This is a genomic window from Cohnella sp. LGH, assembly GCF_017671885.1.
In the GTDB taxonomy this organism is placed as follows: domain Bacteria; phylum Bacillota; class Bacilli; order Paenibacillales; family Paenibacillaceae; genus Cohnella; species Cohnella phaseoli.
Genome location: NZ_CP072117.1, coordinates 7,400,525 through 7,419,877, shown reverse-complemented (window position 1 = coordinate 7,419,877; position 19,353 = coordinate 7,400,525). Strand labels below are relative to the sequence as shown.

Here is a 19,353-nt window from a genome sequence, read left to right as displayed (position 1 = left end):
GATTTTGGGAGATTCGGGTGAATGGTTGGGTTTAAACGTTTTTTTATTCGGATATGTACGGTTATTCTATTATTCTCGTGTTTATCTGCGTGGTGCGATGAGGCTGCTCCGAATGCCGCCACCGCCACTGCCGTTACTGTTGAATCTATAAATTCTCCAATCGTCAATCCCAAGCGGGTCTATTCCTATTCCGTCATGAGCCGCGACTTGAAAGCGCTCGCGTCCCGTTATCCCGAGCTGATCAAGCTGGGGTCCGCCGGAACGAGCGAATACGGACGGGAGCTGTGGACGGCCGATCTCGGCCATGGCCCGGCCGTTATTCTCATTATGGGGTCTCACCATGCGCGGGAATGGATCACGACGATCACGGCCATGATGCAGCTTGAAACGATGGCTCGCCAATACGAGCAAGGCTCGGTCGTATACGGGGGCTATCGGGCGAAGGACTTGCTCGATCGCGTCACAATCCGGTTCGTGCCGATGGTGAATCCCGACGGGGTTGCGCTGCAGCAGTCCGGTTTGGCGGCTTTGCCGCCCGACACGCACGCCTCGCTCATTCAAATGAACGGAGGCAGTCGCAACTTCAAGCGCTGGAAAGCCAACGGCAAAGGCATCGATCTGAATCGCTCCTATCCCGCCGATTGGGACGATATTCAGAATCCTGCAAGCGGCCCCGCTTATATGAACTACAAAGGAAAGAAGCCGCTGCAGGCCAAGGAAGCCCAGGCGGTCTACGATTTGACGCTGGCTTCCGTGCCGGAGCTCGCGGTCGCCTATCATTCCTCCGGCGAAATTGTGTATTGGAACTATAAAACCGATCCGGCAAATTTGAAGCGCGACAAGGCGATCGCCAGCGCCTATTCCGCGATGACGGGCTATCGGCTTTTTGCGCCGCTCGCCAATCCCTCCGGGGGCGGATTTACCGATTGGTTCATTCAGGAGTTCGGGCGTCCGGCGCTAACGCCGGAGCTTGGTCGCGGCGCGGGGCCGACGCATGTCCCGTTGTCGGAATGGGATCGGATTTGGAAGCAGCAGAAAGATACCGTATGGATGCTGGCCAAGGAAGGGTACTCCTTATGGCTGAACCGGCAGATCGTCGCCGAGTTGGACGAGGAGATCCGGCTGACCGAGACCGAACAGGGCTATCGCTACCCGGATTTGGGCTCGAAGCTAGTAACCAAGCTGGACCCGGGGCGCTATCAGGCGCTTAGACAGAAAGGCGATTGGGTGGAAATTTCATCGCCTAAAGGCGCGGTTTGGGTATCTTCGCTTCATACGCTAGTCGGTCCGTTCGAGAGGCTGGACGGTATGGCCGTTGCGATCGGCCCGGATACGGAAGCCTACCGATCGCCGGCAGATGCGCAGTCAGCGGCTGCGAAGCTGGAAGCGCAGACCGCAGCAGGCCTCGAACGCTGGCAGGATTGGCTGCTGATCCGAGCGGTCGAAGGTATTTTCTGGATTAAGAATCCGTCTGAACCGTCCGAGCCGCCCGCGGCGATCGAGCCGGCATCCATGTAAAAAAAGGGGCTGACCCATAAGCACAACAAGTTGCTGTCCAAGATATCGATGATAAAAGTGCAAGGGGTATGTACCTCCTTTCGATGCTATACGCACCTGAAACCTGAATGGGTTAGCCCGTGATAAGGTGGTTTCAGGAGCGTATGAGGCGTCTCCAGGAGGAACATACCCCTTTGCGCTCTTTTTGCAAGGTCCTCAATCAAGAAAAGCGACTTCTAACCCCCGCCTGCCCCTCCGAATCATAGCCGCGCGCCGTTCAAGCGAAACGTTCGCAACTTTTACGAAACGCCGACTTGGAATTAATGCTCTGCAAATACTCGCTTTCTATGATGGAGTTGTGAAGGGAATGCGACATTTCGGGAAAGGTGAAGGAAATCCTACAAGCGGGAGCTGCTGAACACATGATTCGTTATTTATGGTTTGACCTCGGGTATACGCTGGTGAAGACGAACCGGGAGGAAGCGTACCAGAAGGCGCTTGAGCGCATGGGCGTATATCGCGGCAAAGAAGAGATCGCTATCGCCTACCACCGGTCGGACAAGCTGTTCATGAGGGAATATCCGGGGGTGTTGGGCAAGGACAGCCGCGCGTTTCTGCCTTGGTACGTGGGAACGCTCAATTACAATTTGCGGCTATCGCTGCCGATCGAGGAGGTGCTGCAAGCCCACCGGGATATCGCCCGGGAGTGCCCGATGCAATGGCAGGCTTACGACGGAGCCAAACGGACGCTGCAGCATTTGCGAAGCCTGGGCTACCGTCTCGGACTGATCTCCAACTGGGACGAGTCGGCGCGGGAGGTGCTGGCCCGCAACGGTCTGGACGAGGAGCTGGACGAAATCGTCATCTCCTCGGAGGTCGGCGTCGAGAAGCCGCATCCGGACATTTTCCGGATGGCTCTGGACAGGGGCGGCGTGTCGGCGAGCGAATCGCTGTACATCGGCGACAACTATTACGACGACGTCGCAGGCAGCCAGAAAGTCGGTATGCACTGCCTGCTTATCAACGCCCACGGTAGCCTCGGCATCGAGGAACTATCCTACCGCCCGGTCATCAAGGGCATTGGAGATGTGGCGGCATACCTCGGGCATCCCGGGCTGTCGCTGGAGATTACGGGATAAGGAGCTCGGCGGATGGCCACGATTTCGGAGAAAATCCAGGTGCAATTCGATTCATTAAGCGGCGCGCAGAAGAAAGCGGCGCACTACATTCAATCCAACATGCAGGATGCGGTCATGTCGTCCGCCCAGAAAATCGCGGACAAGTCCGGCGTCAGCGAGGCGACGGTTCACCGTTTGGCCCAGGCGCTCGGGTACGAGAGCTTCACGGGCATGCTTCAGGAACTGCGGGGACACGTCCTGAAGGATCAGCGGGCGGTCCACAATTTCGTCCATACGACGAGCCGCCAGGAGGAGTCGTGGATCGAGAAGCATTTTGCCCGGGAGATCGACAATCTGAGGGAGACGATGGCTTGGACGGACAAGGCGCACATTCGTCAGGCGGCGAGGATGCTGCTGGAAGCGGACCGAATCTGGATCGCGGGATGGCGGATGGGGTTGTCGGTTACTTCTTTCTTCAGCTTTGTTCTGAAATACATGCTCGGCAATTGCGAGCTGATTCCTCAAGGAGGTGTTGCGGAATACGCATCCTACATTAAACCCGGCGATCTCGTATTCGCGTGCGGCTTTCCGAGATATTGCTCGCGAACGCTCAAGGTGGCGGCGCTGGCCAAGGAACAGGGAACGAAGGTGATCGCGCTGACCGACTCCGGCCTGTCGCCGTTCGCGAAGCTGGCCGATACGACGCTGCTGGCGGCATGCAAGTCGACCGGTTTTCTGGACTCCTATACGGCGGCTTTATCCGTCGTCAACGCTCTGATCAACGAAATCTCTCATTTGGAAAAAGAAAGAGTCAAGCTGAACATCGAAAAGATGGAAGTGATGTTCAAGCAGTTCCAGGACAACTTCGAATGGACGAACCGTTCGAAACCATAATCGCGGCAGGAAAGGGTACTCGATGGATATTACGGTAATCGGCTGTTGGGGAGCGTACCCCGAGAAAAACGAAGCGACCTCAGGCTACTTGGTCGAGTGCGGGGGCGCGAAAATATTGCTGGATTGCGGCAGCGGCGTGCTCTCCCGTCTGCAAAACCACTGCGCGCTCGAAGAACTGGACGCGGTCGTGCTTACGCATACGCATGCGGATCATATTGCGGACGCGTACAGCCTGGAGTTCGCCATCCTTGTTCTGATGCAGATCGGCGAGCGCTCCAAGCCGCTGGACGTGTACGCGAACGAGGCGGACATCGGCAAGCTCGCATTCGAGTATCCGAATTGCGTTCGCGTGCATACCGTCCGCGCAGGAGAGGCAACGACGATCGGAGACGCGAGGCTGGAGTTTTCCGAGAACGTGCACGAAATTCCTTGCCTGGCCGTGAGGCTGACGTCGCCGGAAGGCAAAACGCTCGTCTATTCCGGCGATACCGGCTACTGCGAAGCGCTGATCGAGCTGTCCCGCTCCGCCGACGTTCTGATTATCGAGAGCAGCTTTTACGATATTCAGGCAGGCAGGATGAAAGGGCATCTGACGGCTGGAGAAGCGGGCAAAATCGCGGCGCTGGCCGGTGCGGGACAGACGATTCTGACGCATCTGCCCCATTACGGAGAGCGGAATCTACTGGTTGAAGAAGCTTCAAGGCATTACAAGGGGCCGATCCGGCTCGCTTATTGCGATATGAAAATCAACATTTGAATCGAAAGGGGTTTTTCTCTTGTTGAAGCTGAATAGATCGCTTATGCTAGGCTGCTCCGCCCTGATGGCGGCGTCGGTGGCTTTGTCCGGCTGCGGAGGCAATACGGGCAAAGACGGTTCCGGCAATTCCTCCTCCTCCGTTCCGACGGAAAGCGTCGTAACCTCATCTCCGTCTCCTTCCGCCGCGGCGAGCGGCGAGGGCAAAGTCGAGGGTGGCACCGTCCGGGTGGCGATGGCTACCGAGCCCGACAACCTGGATCCTTATTTGTCGGCGGCGACGGATACCGGCTCGATGATGGACAACGTATTCGACGGCTTGTTCGAGGGCGGCGAGAACAGCGAGCTGGTTCCGGCCATCGCCGAATCGTACAGCGTATCCGAGGATGGATTGACTTACACGTTCACGCTGAAGAAGGGCATCAAGTTCCATGACGGCTCCGATCTGACCTCCGAGGACGTGTACTACTCCTATGCCAAATTGTCCGGACTGAACGGGAAGGATCCGCTGTCCTCGAAGTTCGCCGCGATCGAGACCCTCGAGACGCCGGACGACTACACCGTCGTCGCGAAGCTGAAGGAGAAGGACGCCGCGTTCCTGGCGGCCAACATCGTCGCCATCGTTCCGAAGGACTACGAGGAGCAAAGCGCCAGACCAATCGGAGCGGGTCCGTTCAAATTTTCGGTGTATACGCCAGGCCAACAGCTCGTACTGGAGAAAAACGAAAGCTTCTACGACCGGGAGCATGCGCCGACGCTCGATCGCGTCGAATTCAAGTTCATGCCGGACGCTAACGCCTCCGTGCTTGCCCTGAAATCCGGCGACATCGACATGGTGCCGGGCATCTCCTCGCAAGGAGCGCTGCAGCTCGGGGAAGGCTTCCGCATCGTATCCGGACCGCAGAACATGGTGCAGCTCATGGCGCTTAACAATTCGGTCGAGCCGCTTAACGACGTTAAGGTTCGCCAGGCGATCAACTATGCGATCGATAAGGACGTCATCATTCAGACGGTGGCGGAAGGCAACGGGGTCAAGCTCGGTTCCAACATGAGCCCGGCGATGAAAATGTACTATCAGGAAGGTCTGGAGAAGCGCTACGAGCCGAATGCCGAGAAGGCGAAGCAGCTGTTGAAGGAGGCGGGCTACGAGCAAGGAATCAAGCTGACGATTACGGTGCCGTCCAACTACAAATTCCACGTCGATACGGCGCAGGTCATCGCCGAGCAGTTGAAAGCCGCCGGCATTCAAGCGACGATCAAGCAGGTGGAATGGAGCAGCTGGCTGGAGGACGTGTATAACAATGCCAAATACGAAGCGACGATCGTCGGTTTGACGGGCAAGCTGGATCCGCATGAGGTGCTCGGACGTTACGATTCGAAATACGCCAAAAATTTCTTCAAATTCAGCAGCGCCGAATACGACGAGCTCGTAGGCAAGGCGCGCCTGGAGATCGACCTGGACAAGCGGGCCGAGCTGTACAAGCAAGCGCAGACGATGCTGACCGAACAGGCCGTCGCGGTGTACATTATGGACCCGAGCCGCTCGGTCGCGATGAAGGACGGTCTGGAAGGCTTTAAAATGTATCCGATCCAGAAATACGACTTTGCCGCCATGTACTATACGAAGTAACGAAGGAGAACGCAGTGAGATTTTACATCCGGAAGCTGGCTTCATTGGGCTCTACCGTCCTGCTTGTATCGGTCATTACGTTTCTGGTCTTCCAGGTGCTGCCGGGCGATCCGGCGGAGATCGTGCTCGGCGTAGACGCCGATCCGCACCAGCTCGCCGAGCTTCGGCAGACGATGGGCCTCGACCGTCCGGCAGCGGAGCGCTACTGGACCTGGGTTAAGGACACGGCCGCCGGCGATTTCGGTCAATCCCTCCGCTACCATCGTTCGGTGGCGGACATCGTAGCCGAGCGCCTGCCGGTAACGGTGTCGCTCGCGATTCTTTCCTTGGGGCTTACCCTGCTTATCGGCATTCCCCTGGGCGTCTATATCGCGCGCAGGGACGGCAAGCTCTCGTCCCTGCTGTTGTCGGCGTTCACTCAGCTCGGGCTGGCGGTGCCGTCGTTCTGGCTGGCGTTTATTCTGATTCTGGTCTTCTCCGTCACGTTCAAGTGGTTTCCGACTTACGGCTACGTGCCTTGGAGCGAGAACCCGGCGCAGGCGTTCCGGTCGCTGTTTCTGCCTTCGCTCGCGCTCGCGGTGCCCGGCATTGCCGTCGTCATCCGGTATTTACGCAACACGCTGCTCGACCAGCTCCGCATGGATTACGTGCGCACGGCCAGGAGCAAAGGGCTGCGCGACAGGATCGTCCTGTACCGGCATATTTTACGGAATTCGCTCGTCCCGGTGCTGACGATCATCGGCCTGCTGATTGCGGATACGCTGGGCGGCAGCATCGTCGTGGAGAACGTGTTCGCCTTGCCGGGGCTCGGCAATCTGCTGATCACCTCGATCGGCACGCGAGACCTGCCGCTGCTGCAGACAATGGTGCTGTACATCGCGGTGATCGTCGTCTGCATCAACTTTATCGTCGACATTTTGTACAGAGTCATAGATCCGCGCATTCGGCTGAAAAGGTGAACGAGATGAAATGGAAACGGCTGACCCGCAACAAACCGATGATGATCGGCGGCGGCTTGATCGCGCTGCTGCTTGCTTTTATGGTGACAAGTCTGTTCTATACCCCTTACGCTCCTAACGAGATGAACACGGAAATGCGCCTCTCTCCGCCGCAGGCGGATTATTGGTGGGGGACGGACAATTTCGGGCGGGATATTTTCAGCAGGATTATGGAGGGGGCCCAGACGGCGTTTCTGATCGGCTTCTCCTCGGTGGCGATCGGTTTGGTGTTCGGTTTGGCGATCGGCGCGCTTGCCGGATACGCCGGAGGCTGGCTGGATGAAGTTCTGATGCGCGTCATCGATGCGAAGCTGGCGTTCCCCGGCATTTTGCTGGCGATTATGCTCGTAACCGTCTTCGGTCCCGGGCTGGGCAACACGATCGCGGCGCTCGGCGTCATGAGCATTCCGGCGTTTGCCAGAATCGCCCGCGGCGGGTTTATCCAGTACAAGGAGTTCACATTCGTCAAAGCCGCGACGGCGCGGGGGGCGGGACCGCTGCGCATCGTGTTTCTGCACATCCTGCCCAATATTTCTTCGCCGCTTATCGTGACCGCCTCGTTGCGTTTTTCCGGCTCGATTCTCGCCGAAGCGGGGCTCAGCTATTTGGGGCTGGGCGTGCAGCCGCCCGATCCGAGCTGGGGACGGATGCTGAGCGAGGCGCAGCCGTTCATCGCGAACGCTCCGTGGTACGTCCTCATTACGGGGGCCGTGATCACGACGATGGTGCTCGGCTTTAATCTGCTCGGAGACGGGATCCGGGACGCTTACGACAATAAAGGTTAGGAGGAGGAGGCCGTCATGGCAAGCGCCTTGCTTGAGATCGAGAATATGGAAGTGGCGTTTACGCTCGGAAACAAGGCTTATCCGGCATTGCAGCAGATTTCGTTTAAGGTTGGAGAGAAGGAGACGGTGGGCATCGTCGGGGAGTCCGGCTGCGGCAAAAGCTTGACCTCGCTGTCCGTCATGGGGCTGCTGCCCGAGACGGCGGCGATCACCAATGGCGGGATGACGCTGGACGGCAAGCCGTTGGCATCCGGTTCCGCGCAAGATTGGAGCGGGGTCCGAGGCAAGCTGGTGTCGATGATTTTCCAAAATCCGATGTCGGCGCTCAATCCGCTTATGCCGGTCGGCAAGCAGATCGCGGAGATGGCCCGAACGCATCTGGGCTTGTCGAAGCGAGAAGGGAAGCGGCTTGCACTGGACATGATGGGCCGCGTCGGGCTGTCCCGAGTGGACCGTCTGTACGACGATTACCCGCACCAGCTCTCCGGCGGAATGATGCAGCGGATCATGATCGCGATGGCGCTCGTCTGCAGCCCGAAGCTGCTGATTGCCGACGAGCCGACGACGGCGCTCGACGTTACGATCCAGGCGCAAATTCTCGATCTGCTGCGCGATATGAATCGCGAGCTGGGCACGGCGATTTTGTTTATATCTCACGATCTTGGCGTCATTCGCGAGGTTTGCGACCGGGTTATCGTCATGTACGCCGGGTATATCGTGGAGGACGCCCCGGTCGGAGACATTTTGGAGCGTCCCAAGCATCCGTATACAGCGGGGCTCCTTCAATCCTTGCCGAGTGTCGGCAAGAGAGGGCGTCCGCTTTACACGATTCCCGGCCGGGTTCCGCCGCTGGCCGATCGGGGAACGGGATGTCCGTTCGCGGGCCGCTGTTCGAGCGCGACGGACTTGTGCGAGGCAGTCGCTCCCGAACTGACGGAGACGTCGCCGGACCACCGGGTTCGCTGCCATCTCTATGCGGACGGCGGGAGGGCGGTATGATGGAGGCGCTGATCGAGGTTCGCGCCCTCGCCAAGCATTATCCCGTTCCGAAGCGAAGGCTGCTGGAGAAGCGCAGCGTTCTGCGGGCGGTGGACGGCATATCGTTCCGGATCGGCGAGGGAGAAATTTTCGGCCTGGTAGGCGAAAGCGGCTGCGGCAAATCGACGACGGGCCAGATGCTTGTGCAGCTTGTGAAGCAGACGGCCGGCGAACTGCTCTATCGGGGAGTTCCGGTCGGCGGACGAACGGGGAAGGAGCTGAAGCGGCTTCGTCAGGACATACAGATCGTGTTTCAGGACCCGTACTCGTCCTTGAATCCGAAGAAGACGATCGGATGGACGCTCGAGGAGCCGCTTGTCGTGCACGGGATCGGCGATAAGCCGGAGAGGCGGAGACTTGTCGCGGAGACGCTGGAGCAGGTCGGGCTGGACCCGGGCTTCGCGAGCCGCTATCCGCATGAGCTGAGCGGCGGACAGAAGCAGCGCGTCGGGATCGCCGCCGCCCTAATTCTTGCGCCCAAGTTTATCGTGATCGACGAGGCGGTGTCCGCGCTCGACGTGTCCGTGCAATCGCAAATCTTGAACCTGCTCAAGGAGCTTCAGCAGAAGCGGGGCCTGACTTATTTGTTCATCTCCCACGATCTGAACGTCGTGGAATATATCAGCGACCGGGTCGGCGTCATGTATCTGGGGAAAATGGTAGAGATTTTCACAGTAGGAGAGGCCGGCGGTCAACCGCTTCATCCTTATACTAGGGCGCTGTTCTCGTCGGTTCCGGACGTGGCCGCGAGGAAGGAACGCGTGGCTCTTCAGGGAGAGGTGCCCAGTCCAATCCATCCTCCGAGCGGGTGCGCGTTTCATCCGAGATGTCCGGTGGCGACGGAGCGATGCCGCACGGTCGCTCCGGAATTAAAGGCCGTCGGTCCCGGACAAGAGGTAAGCTGCCACAACTATGAGGAGGCGAACGTTACACGATGAAAATAGGCGTTATTTCCGACTTGCACGTCGACTTGAACGAGCTGGCAGGGGAGCCTTCGATCGAGGAGGCTCTGATCGAGGTCGCCGGCGAGCGCAGACTGGACGGGCTGATCGTCGCCGGGGACATCTCCAACGACGCGAACCGCAGTCTTGCCGTTCTCCATGAGCTGAAGCGGCGGTGCGGCATTCCCGTCTGGTTCGTTCCGGGCAATCACGATTATTGGAGCAAGATCAACGGCAACCGCGACACGTGGAGCATTTACCGGCAATTTCAGACGTTCGAAGGCTGCCTGAGCGAAAGGCCCGCGGTTCTCGACAACGGCTGGGTTATGCTCGGCAATTCCGGCTGGTACGACTACACGATGGGCGAGCCGGGCTATACGTTTGACGATTTTGAACGCATGCATGCGATGGACCGGACGTGGCAGGACAGCCTATATGTGACATGGGGAATGAGCAACCGCGACATCCATAAGTACTTTTACGATAGCTTGGAGCGGGAGCTGGCGGAGCATCGGGGCAAATCCATCGTGATGGTCACGCATATGCTGGGGCATCCGTATTTCAAGGTTCCGATGCCTCATCCGCAGTGGTCGTACTTTAACGCTTTTCTCGGGAGTACGGAATACGCCGAGCTGTATCGGCGACACGGCGTCCGCTACGGAATTATGGGACATGTTCATTATCGAAAAGATTACGAGGATCAAGGCACGAAGCTGATCTGCGCCTGTCTGGGCTACCGTAAGGAATGGCGGCAGTCATCGGCGGTCGCGGAGATTCGGGATTGCTTGCAGACGATTGTGTTGGAAGATTAGGCCGTACAATCTACCCTCCGGCGATTTTTTGATACAATAGAAAGGAAGACATTGCTGGGGGAGGTTGAAAATTGATACGGTTACCCAAGTATATTCATAACTCACAGGGTACACTGTGGTTGACCGAGGACGAGAGGGACAATTTAAAGATTAGCTATCGCATCAAGGAAGTCGTATTCGAGGAAGAAAGCCCGTTCCAACACGTCATGGTGTTGGATTCGTTCGATTTCGGTCCCATGCTTGTGCTCGACGGCGTCGTACAGACGACTTCGCAGGACGGACATATCTACAATGAGATGATCACGCACGTTCCGCTATCGATACATCCTAGTCCTACAGACGTGCTGATTATCGGCGGCGGAGATTGCGGAGCCGCCAAGGAAGCGGCCAAATACGAAAGCGTGGAACGGATCGATCTGGTCGAGATCGACGAGGCCGTCGTCAGAGCCAGCAAACGCTATATGCCGGAGGTGTCCGGCAATCTGTCCGATCCGCGAGTTCATTATCATTACGCCGACGGCGTTGAGTTCGCCAAGCGGTATACAGCCGCATACGACGTTATTATCGTCGATTCGTCGGACCCGGTCGGACCGGCGCAAGCGCTGTTCGAGCCGGCCTTCTACGAAAGCCTGCGCCGGGCGCTGCGCGATGACGGACTTATGGTATGTCAAAGCCAGTCCCCGATTTTTCACGGCGACATTATGGAGCAGACGTATCGCCGAATCGGGCGCATTTTCCCTTACACCCGCCTATATACGGCCGTCGTTCCGACTTATCCGGGAGGCTTGTGGAGCTTTACGCTGGGCTCCAAGCGAGAGCTTCCCGAACCGGAACGAATCCGTTTCGATAAAACCACATTGTATGCGAACCAAGAGCTGATGCGCCGCTGCTTTTCTCTGCCGGCTTTCTTGAAAGAAAGGCTGGGCCCGTCGGCAGGCGCCCAACTGACGAAATAGCCTTAAGGCGGCATTCAAGCGACAATAGGGGCTGTCCCGAACCGGGGGCGGCCCCTTTCTTATGGACAATCCTCCGAGAAGAGAGGGGAAGCCTTCGCATTTTCCTCGTTTAAAAAAATCGGCAAGTGTTTTATTGTATTAATTAGTTTTACCGGGGAGGGTACGGATAGCGATAAGGGGGCATGACGGAAGTGTGGAGAAAACGATGGGTTCCTTATTCGCTGAAATATCTATCTATTTGCACACAAAAGTTTACGCAGGGAAGTTAGTCGGAATATCGTACAAAGCAGCTCGAATCAGGTTCAAAATGAGAATATTTGTTCGAAAAACCGTACAAAGCAACTCGAATCGAGCTCAAACGATGGAAGTTTGTAAGAAAAACCGTACAAGTCGACCAAAATCAAGGGTTGTATATCGCCTAAGCGTCGTCGATGTGTTATGGGGCGTGATCAGGTCTTCAGGACATACATGCACTTTCGTGATCGATCATCTTGTACGACCATACTTTCGAGATAGCCTTTTCGGGAGTGCAGCGCGTCTAATTTTACACAAACACTGAGTCTTCGTTTTCTCCATTTTCGAAACGTCTTGAGAAAGCTTCAAGGACAACCGCAAAAACGTACAACGAAAAAGTAAAATATTTATAACGGATGGCCCCCGAACGGGTTTGTTATAATAGAAAAAAAGCTTTTGGAATACCGCTTCCCGGTGTCCAAAAGCTTTTCGTTTTCCAGGGAGGCTCGGCATCATGAGATTTATGAAACCGTTTGCGGGTAAAAACCTGCTGTCCATCGGTCTGTATCCGAAAATCGTGCTCGTCTTCATGGCGGCCATCGTGCCGATTCTGATCGTCGGCTCGCTGCTTATTGTAAACGGCGAGAAGACGCTTCGCAGGGAAATCGAGAACTCGCTGTCGTCGCGGGTTCATTTCTATACCGCCGAGCTGAGCACCGCTCTGGAGCATATCGTCGATTTGAAACGGGAGTACATTTTCGACGAGGATATTCAGCGCTTCACGACGATGTCGCCGGTGATGACGGACTACGAGCGCAGCGTTGAGGTGCGCGCTATTCAGAAGAAAATACAGACGTTAAAGTCGTCCAGCGCTTATATCGAAGATGCAGCGTTGTTTCTGGCCTCGGAGCAGAAAATTATTCGTCCGAATCGGATCGCTTATACCATTACGCCAGAGGATGCCGCGATCCACGAGCTGATGAATCGGAAGGCCGCTCCCATCCTCGTATGGCACGGGAAGCTGGTTCAAGCCGAGCGGTTTCCGACGGGGACCTACGAGGACGAACTGCCGGCTTATTGGCTGGTCATTACGCTTAACGAGCGCAAAATCAAGTCCATCCTGTCGCGCATGCTGACCGAGAACGGAGGAAACGCGATTTTGTCAGGGCTGGAGAGCGATTGGCTGCTCTCCGGAGACGACAGCAACGATCGTTTCCAGCGGCTGATGACGGAGATGCCGCAATCCCATCCGGAAGCGTCCGGACGGAATGTGACGACGGTCGACAGGCGCGATTACATTGCCGCTTACGAGCGCTCGGCCGAGCTCGGGTTCGCTCTGACGCTATATATGCCCGAGGAGCTCGTGCTCAAGCCGCTCTCCGGCTATCAGTGGTGGTTCCGGATTCTGATGGCGACGGCGGTCGTGATCGTGCTGCTGTTCGCCTACTGGATCTATCTGTTCCTGCAGCGCCCGCTTCAGCGCCTCGTCCGGGCCTTCCGCAAGGTGAGCGAGGGCTCGTTCGACGTACAGCTCAAGTCGCGCAGCCGCGACGAGATCGACTACTTCTACGAGCAGTTTAACAGAATGGTCGGGACGATCCAATCCCTTATCCGGGACGTCTACGAACAGGGACTGCGCTCGCAGCGAGCCGAACTGAAGCACCTCCAGGCGCAAATCAATCCCCATTTTCTCTATAACGCCTATTATCGGCTTCACCGGATGGCCCAGGACGAAGATACCGACAGCGTCAAACGGTATACGCGTTTATTGGGAGATTATTTGAAGTACATTACCCGCAACGGCAGGGAAGAGGCCACGTTGAAAATGGAAGCCGACCACGCCCGAACGTACGCCGACATTCTGAAAATGAGATTTCGCGACAAGCTAAGCATCGAGTGGGAGGAGCTTCCGGAGGACGAAGAGAATCGGCTCGTTCCCAAGCTGATCGTGCAGCCGATCGTCGAGAATGCCTTCGTTCACGGCTTGGAGGAGCTGGACGGGCGAGGCGTTCTTCGCTTCTCGGTCGCGCGAGATGCCGCATCGGGAACGCTCTCGCTGATCGTGGAGGATAACGGCAATTTGTTGTCGGACGACAAGCTGGCAGCGCTTGCGGAACGGCTGCAATCGTCGGCGGAGGATATCGAGACGACCGGAGTGCTGAACGTGCATCGGAGGCTGGCGTTGAAATTCGGTCCGGAGTTCGGTCTGCGCATCTCCCGCAGCGAGCTCGGCGGCATGCGCGTAGACATCAGGCTTCCCGCGGAGGAAAGGGGTTAACGTTCCATGAACCGATTGCTTATCGTCGATAACGAGGATTATGTAGTAGAGGGCTTGCTGGAGGTGTTCCGCCAGCTTCCGCATCTCGACCTGGAGCCGGTCGGGGCTTATTCGGCCAAAGAAGCGTTGGACTGGTTAAAACGGACGAAAATCGACATCGTCGTCTCCGACATCCGCATGCCCGGCATGGACGGCCTTACACTGCAGCGCGAGATTGCCCGTTACTGGCCGCGCTGTAAGCTCGTGTTCCTGTCGGGCTTTAACGATTTCGACTATGTTCAGCAGGCGATCCGGGGCGGAGCGATCGATTACGTACTCAAGACCGACGGAGACGAACGGTTGATCGAAGCGGTGGAGAAGGCGCTGGAGAAGCTGAAGGACGAGATCGAGATTCAGCAGTTAATCGACAAATCGAAGCAGCAGATGAAGGCGGCTTCCGAAGCGCTGCAGCAGGACTTCGTCCGGCAGCTGCTTCACGGGGAACGTCTGGCCGAGCGCGAGCTTGCGCGCCAATTCGACGATCTGCGGCTTCCGCTGCAATCCGCGATGTCCGTGCTGCCGGTCGTATGCCGCATCGACGAATGGAAGGAGGAGCTGTCTCATTACGATCGTTACCTGCTGCTGTATTCGATTCGTAATATCGCCGGCGAATATTTGGACGCCACGGTCGTCTCGTTGTCCGTACCGCTCGATCCCTACAACGTGCTTTGGTTGATTCAGCCTAAGGGGTTGCATCCGGACAGCCCGCCGCGCGTGAGAGAGGATACGTGGAGCATGATCGTCCGTTTCCTCCAGGGTACGTTCGAGCTCATTCAGGGGGCGTGCAAAGACCTGCTAAAGCTGGAGCTGTCCGTCGCCCTGGCCGATGCTCCGACGACATGGGAAGGATTGGGACGCAAGTTCGCGGCGCTCAAGGGAAGCATGCTGTGGGGGCTCGGTTCGGGCCGGGAAACGCTGATGGTCGATCAACGGTCTGCCGATGATCGTGAAGAAATCTATCCCTGGGACGCGGCGAATTTAATCGGAAGCCTCGCTTCGATGATCGAGAACAATCGGCGCGCACCGTTCCTGGAGCTGCTGGACGAGCTGTTGGAGCCTCGCGATGCGGCGCTTCTGGAGAAGCATTATTACATGGCCGCTTCCGTGCTGCTGTCGTTTCATACGAGGGAGCAAAGGTTGGCCGGCACGGACGAGCGCTGGGACGCGGGCCGGTTGATCCGGCCCGACTTGCGGGAAGCGCCGGACGAGGCCGTCGCCTACTTGAGGAGCTGCGGGCAATCGATCTTCGATTTCCGCGAGCGGCTGCGGGGCCAGAGCGAAGACGAGCTGATGTCCAAGGTGAAGGCTTATGTCGAAGATCATCTGGCGGACGACATTTCCCTGACCGCCATCGCCGAGAATGCCGGCCATAACTCCTCTTATTTATCCCGCCTGTTCAAGCAGAAGAACGGCGTAGGACTTGCCGAATACATCACCGATTGCCGGATTCGCTTGGCCAAGGAACTGCTCGCCGATCCTCGCAATCGCATTCAGGACGTTTCGGCCGCGGCCGGCTTCGCGTCTGTGCAATATTTTTACCGAGTGTTCAAGAAAGCGGCCGGCGTCACGCCTCAGGAGTGGAGAGAGGCTGCCGTCCGAGGCCGAAGATAAGTCGAAAATGTGCAACGGATGTGCGTTCGTCCCGCTTCCGTACAAGCAAAAAGTTGCAACGGGAAGTCAAATCTTTGGAATAGAGCGGTCGGAACCGGCGTTGCTATAATCGGGTTGCCACATGAAATCCACATTCGATACACGGAAAGGGGCACAAAGAATGCTAGGAAAAAAGGGATGGAGCGCGCTGCTGGCCGTCATGCTTACGGCAACCGTGCTGGGCGCTTGCAGCGACAACGGCAAAGACAACGGCGGGACTCCCGCCAACACGCCTACGCCTTCGGCGACGACGACGGACTCCGGCGAAGCTTCTCCGGCAGGAGACGCCGACCCGTTCGGCAAGATCGATCCGCCGGTGACGATGACGTCCGTTCTGGCTACGGCGGGCTGGGCAACGTTCCCGGACGGGGAGACTTGGGACAACGACAACCGCTGGACGAAGCTGTACCGGGAGACGCTCGGGGTCAACCTGAAATGGAACTGGATGGTGGACTCCACGCAGTACGACAACAAGATGAACGTGACAATCGCTTCGGGGGACATTCCCGATCTGATGCTCGTCTCCAAGAAGCAACTTAACCAGCTCGTCGAAGCGGACATGGTCGAGGATTTGACGGACGTGTTCGACCGCTACGCGATGCCTTATTTAAAAGAGCAGGTCGCGGAAGCGCTGGCCCCGGCCCAAAAAATGGCTACCTACGACGGCAGGCTGATGGCGATCCCGCAATACGGCGGCGATCCGCGGGACTCGCTGCTGACGCTGTACGTCCGCTCCGATTGGCTGCAGAAGCTGAATCTGCCAGAACCGAAGACGATCGACGAGCTGGTACAGGTCGCCGACGCGTTCGTGAAGCAGGATCCGGACGGCAACGGCAAACCGGACACGCTTGGCCTCGGCATTCTAAGCGCCACGATGGGCGGCGGCTCCATGGGAGGCTTCCTTAACGGCTTCCATGCTTATCCGGACATCTGGATCGAGGACGGCAGCGGCCGGCTCGCCTACGGCAGCATCGCTCCGCAGATGAAAGACGCTCTTGCCAAGCTGCAGCAAATGTACAAGGACGGGCTGATCGACCGCGAATTTGGCACGAAGGATTACAATCGGCTGAAGGAGGATGTCGTATCCGGCAAGCTCGGCATTTTCTACGGCACGATCTCGGAGTCCGCGCTTATCGCGGCTGACCTGATCAAGAACGATCCGAACGCGTCATGGATCGCGCTTCCTTTGCCTTCGATCGACGGCACGCCGGCCAAGCCGAGCGTCGGCGTCTCCGTCGGCGGCTTTCATGTCGTCAAGAAGGGCTTCTCCAATCCGGAGGCGGCCGTGAAAATGATGAATTTGTTCGTTCGCAAAGTGTACGGAGACGACGAGCTCGGCACGAACGGCGATAACAAGCAATATGCCTGGGTAGACAACGCCAAGTATGCGATGCATGTCTTGTCGCCGATCCAGGGCTATATCAAAGACTATAACTATCGGCTTGTCCGGGACGCGTTGGCATCCGGCGATCCGTCCGCACTGAACGAGAGCTTAAAAGATACGTATGACCTCGTCAAAGGAACGGACGGCTCCGATCCCGAGAAATGGCAGCAATGGTGGATTCATCAGTCGGCCGTCAGCCCGTTCGAGGTGCGCGACCGATATCAGCTGCAGCCGGACGGCGTCGTCATCGATAAGTATTTCGGAGGTTCCACGAAGACGGCGGACGAGAAGATGTCGACGCTAGGGAAAATGCAGAACGAAACCTTCGTGAAAATCGTCATGAACGCGGCGCCGATCGACGATTTCGACAGCTTCGTAACCAACTGGAAAAAGCTTGGCGGAGACCAAATTACGCAGGAAGTCAACGAGTGGTACGCGAGCAACAAGTAAAGACAGACGACCCGCTTGAGGGAGGCGGACGCCAGGCGTCCGTCTGCCGCGGCGGCGGGAGGTGAGAGCAAACGTGTTCAACCGCAAGTGGAGACAGGAAAGCGCCAATCACATTATGCTGCTTCCGGGAGTTCTGTTTCTGTTCCTGTTCTGCTACATTCCGATGTTCGGAATCGTCATCTCCTTCCAGAAGTATTATCCGACCAAAGGATTTCTCAAATCCCAATGGGTCGGGCTGGAGAACTTTCAGTACATTTTCGAGCTGCCCGACTTCAACCGGGTGCTCTGGAACACGATATTTATCGCGACGGCCAAAATCGTTCTGCACCTGATCGTTCCGATCGTGACCGCTCTGCTGCTTAACGAAATCCGCAGCGCCTTGTTCAAACGTTCGGTGCAGACGTTAATCTACTTGCCTTATTTTCTCTCCTGGGTCATCCTTGCCGGCATTTTGATGGACGTGCTTTCGTTAAAGGGCATCGTTAACCAACTGCTTCAGGGGCTTGGATTGGAATCGGTATTTTTCCTCGGAGACAACAAATGGTTCCCTTGGACGCTGATTGTGTCGGACACCTGGAAGCAATTCGGGTTCGATACGATTATTTATCTGGCGGCGCTCACGGGCATCAATCCGACGCTGTACGAAGCGGCCGTCATCGACGGCGCGAGCCGCTGGAAGCAGACGCTGCACATTACGCTGCCGGGCATGGCGCCGATCATCGTGCTGATGATGACGCTCAGTCTCGGCAACGTACTGAACGCCGGGTTCGACCAGGTGTTTAACCTGTACAGTCCGCCGGTGTACGAGAGCGGGGACATTCTGGACACGATGATCTACCGGATCGGCTTGCAGGACTATCAATTCAGCGTGTCGGCGGCGCTCGGCCTGTTCAAGTCGCTCGTCTCCTTCGTGTTGGTGTCCGTATCCTACGGACTGGCGTACCGGTACGCCAACTATCGAATTTTCTGATTGGAGTGGCTGACGGATGGTCAAGACAACGTCGTGGAGCGAGAGAAGCTTCCGGTTGGCCAATTATGCGGTGCTGTCGATGCTGGCAGCGCTGTGCTTCCTGCCTATTCTGCACGTATTGGCGCTGTCTCTGAGCTCGAAGGTACAGGTGGCCGCGGGCAGCGTGCTGTTCTGGCCGCGCGATTTTACCTGGGCTTCTTATGAATATGTCGCCTCGCAAGGACAATTTTTCCGTTCGATGGGCATTACCCTGCAGCGGGTCGCCTTAGGCACGGCGATTAACCTGGCGCTGACGCTGCTGTGCGCTTACCCGCTGTCCAAGGAACGCCGGGATTTCCGGCTGAGATCGGTATACGTCTGGTATTTCGTTGTAACGATCCTATTCGGCGGCGGATTGATCCCCTGGTATTTGACGATCAAAAATCTGGATCTGCTCAACTCAATCTGGGCGCTTGTGCTGCCCGGAGCGGTGCCGGTATTCAATATCATCCTGCTGCTGAATTTCTTCCGGCGGCTGCCGCGCGAGATGAACGAATCGGCGCGTATGGACGGAGCCGGGGACTGGCGAATTCTGCTGAGTATCTACATTCCCCTGTCCACGCCAGCCCTCGCGACGATTACGCTGTTCACCGTCGTCGGGCATTGGAATTCGTGGTTCGATGGTTTGTTGCTCATGAACAGCCCGGATAAGTATCCGCTGTCCAGCTACCTGCAGACCGTCATCACGATGCCGGACTTGTCCAAATTCACCGATCCCGAGACCGCGCGGCTGTTCAACCGCATTTCGGACCGCACGGCACGCGCGGCGCAAGTATTCGTCGGCATGCTGCCGATTCTGCTCGTCTACCCGTTCCTTCAACGTTACTTCATCCATGGCATCGTGCTCGGCAGCGTGAAGGAATAATCTGTTTATTTTCGACAAGAG

General features: G+C 57.2%; 16 protein-coding genes. All 16 read left to right on the top strand.

What is annotated here, in order from left to right; translation table 11 throughout:
• Positions 1-21 precede the first annotated feature (21 nt).
• The 16 genes from J4772_RS30605 to J4772_RS30530 all read left to right on the top strand — a co-directional run bounded on the left by J4772_RS30605 (position 22) and on the right by J4772_RS30530 (position 19,332).
• Complete coding sequence (locus J4772_RS30605; protein ID WP_209072797.1) at positions 22-1,518, top strand: M14 family metallopeptidase; 1,497 nt, start codon at positions 22-24, stop codon at positions 1,516-1,518.
• A 401-nt stretch (positions 1,519-1,919) separates the two neighbouring features.
• Positions 1,920-2,636 carry an HAD family hydrolase gene (locus tag J4772_RS30600; RefSeq protein ID WP_209072796.1) on the top strand — a complete coding sequence of 239 codons (717 nt, stop codon included), beginning with the start codon at positions 1,920-1,922 and terminating at the stop codon, positions 2,634-2,636.
• Between the two features lie 12 nt (positions 2,637-2,648).
• Positions 2,649-3,509, top strand: coding sequence for a MurR/RpiR family transcriptional regulator (locus J4772_RS30595; RefSeq protein WP_209072795.1), 861 nt, complete (start codon positions 2,649-2,651; stop codon positions 3,507-3,509).
• A gap of 22 nt (positions 3,510-3,531) precedes the next feature.
• Positions 3,532-4,266, top strand: a complete 735-nt coding sequence (locus J4772_RS30590) for an MBL fold metallo-hydrolase (protein ID WP_209072794.1) — start codon at positions 3,532-3,534, stop codon at positions 4,264-4,266.
• A gap of 19 nt (positions 4,267-4,285) precedes the next feature.
• Positions 4,286-5,893 (top strand): ABC transporter substrate-binding protein, encoded by a 1,608-nt coding sequence (locus J4772_RS30585; protein WP_209072793.1) that lies wholly within the window; start codon positions 4,286-4,288, stop codon positions 5,891-5,893.
• Between the two features lie 14 nt (positions 5,894-5,907).
• Positions 5,908-6,852, top strand: coding sequence for an ABC transporter permease (locus J4772_RS30580; protein WP_209072792.1), 945 nt, complete (start codon positions 5,908-5,910; stop codon positions 6,850-6,852).
• A gap of 5 nt (positions 6,853-6,857) precedes the next feature.
• Entirely contained in the window at positions 6,858-7,676 is an 819-nt protein-coding gene (locus J4772_RS30575; protein WP_116065924.1) for an ABC transporter permease, read from the top strand.
• Between the two features lie 15 nt (positions 7,677-7,691).
• The gene (locus tag J4772_RS30570) at positions 7,692-8,675 is read left to right on the top strand and encodes an ABC transporter ATP-binding protein (RefSeq protein ID WP_209072791.1); all 984 of its coding nucleotides are present in this window, start codon (positions 7,692-7,694) and stop codon (positions 8,673-8,675) included.
• The gene (locus J4772_RS30565) at positions 8,672-9,652 is read left to right on the top strand and encodes an ABC transporter ATP-binding protein (RefSeq protein WP_209072790.1); all 981 of its coding nucleotides are present in this window, start codon (positions 8,672-8,674) and stop codon (positions 9,650-9,652) included. The genes J4772_RS30570 and J4772_RS30565 overlap by 4 nt, the downstream gene beginning before the upstream one ends.
• The gene (locus J4772_RS30560) at positions 9,649-10,467 is read left to right on the top strand and encodes a metallophosphoesterase (RefSeq protein ID WP_209072789.1); all 819 of its coding nucleotides are present in this window, start codon (positions 9,649-9,651) and stop codon (positions 10,465-10,467) included. The genes J4772_RS30565 and J4772_RS30560 overlap by 4 nt, the downstream gene beginning before the upstream one ends.
• 71 nt (positions 10,468-10,538) lie before the next feature.
• On the top strand, positions 10,539-11,423 hold the full coding sequence (gene speE / locus J4772_RS30555; RefSeq protein WP_209072788.1) for a polyamine aminopropyltransferase: 885 nt from the start codon (positions 10,539-10,541) through the stop codon (positions 11,421-11,423).
• Between the two features lie 748 nt (positions 11,424-12,171).
• Positions 12,172-13,935, top strand: a complete 1,764-nt coding sequence (locus J4772_RS30550) for a sensor histidine kinase (RefSeq protein WP_209072787.1) — start codon at positions 12,172-12,174, stop codon at positions 13,933-13,935.
• Positions 13,936-13,941: 6 nt separating this feature from the next.
• On the top strand, positions 13,942-15,585 hold the full coding sequence (locus tag J4772_RS30545; protein WP_209072786.1) for a response regulator: 1,644 nt from the start codon (positions 13,942-13,944) through the stop codon (positions 15,583-15,585).
• Positions 15,586-15,745: 160 nt separating this feature from the next.
• Positions 15,746-17,458 carry an extracellular solute-binding protein gene (locus J4772_RS30540; protein ID WP_209072785.1) on the top strand — a complete coding sequence of 571 codons (1,713 nt, stop codon included), beginning with the start codon at positions 15,746-15,748 and terminating at the stop codon, positions 17,456-17,458.
• Positions 17,459-17,531: 73 nt separating this feature from the next.
• The gene (locus J4772_RS30535) at positions 17,532-18,428 is read left to right on the top strand and encodes an ABC transporter permease (RefSeq protein ID WP_246017152.1); all 897 of its coding nucleotides are present in this window, start codon (positions 17,532-17,534) and stop codon (positions 18,426-18,428) included.
• 16 nt (positions 18,429-18,444) lie between these two features.
• Positions 18,445-19,332, top strand: a complete 888-nt coding sequence (locus J4772_RS30530) for a carbohydrate ABC transporter permease (protein ID WP_116065759.1) — start codon at positions 18,445-18,447, stop codon at positions 19,330-19,332.
• Positions 19,333-19,353: the final 21 nt, after the last annotated feature.

Bases quoted from the DNA above. Each gene is read 5' to 3' on its own strand.
- J4772_RS30605 (WP_209072797.1), top strand. From the start codon at position 22: ATGGTTGGGTTTAAACGTTTTTTTATTCGGATATGTACGGTTATTCTA.
- J4772_RS30600 (WP_209072796.1), top strand. From the start codon at position 1,920: ATGATTCGTTATTTATGGTTTGACCTCGGGTATACGCTGGTGAAGACG.
- J4772_RS30595 (WP_209072795.1), top strand. From the start codon at position 2,649: ATGGCCACGATTTCGGAGAAAATCCAGGTGCAATTCGATTCATTAAGC.
- J4772_RS30590 (WP_209072794.1), top strand. From the start codon at position 3,532: ATGGATATTACGGTAATCGGCTGTTGGGGAGCGTACCCCGAGAAAAAC.
- J4772_RS30575 (WP_116065924.1), top strand. From the start codon at position 6,858: ATGAAATGGAAACGGCTGACCCGCAACAAACCGATGATGATCGGCGGC.
- J4772_RS30570 (WP_209072791.1), top strand. From the start codon at position 7,692: ATGGCAAGCGCCTTGCTTGAGATCGAGAATATGGAAGTGGCGTTTACG.
- J4772_RS30565 (WP_209072790.1), top strand. From the start codon at position 8,672: ATGATGGAGGCGCTGATCGAGGTTCGCGCCCTCGCCAAGCATTATCCC.
- J4772_RS30560 (WP_209072789.1), top strand. From the start codon at position 9,649: ATGAAAATAGGCGTTATTTCCGACTTGCACGTCGACTTGAACGAGCTG.
- J4772_RS30550 (WP_209072787.1), top strand. From the start codon at position 12,172: ATGAGATTTATGAAACCGTTTGCGGGTAAAAACCTGCTGTCCATCGGT.
- J4772_RS30545 (WP_209072786.1), top strand. From the start codon at position 13,942: ATGAACCGATTGCTTATCGTCGATAACGAGGATTATGTAGTAGAGGGC.
- J4772_RS30540 (WP_209072785.1), top strand. From the start codon at position 15,746: ATGCTAGGAAAAAAGGGATGGAGCGCGCTGCTGGCCGTCATGCTTACG.
- J4772_RS30530 (WP_116065759.1), top strand. From the start codon at position 18,445: ATGGTCAAGACAACGTCGTGGAGCGAGAGAAGCTTCCGGTTGGCCAAT.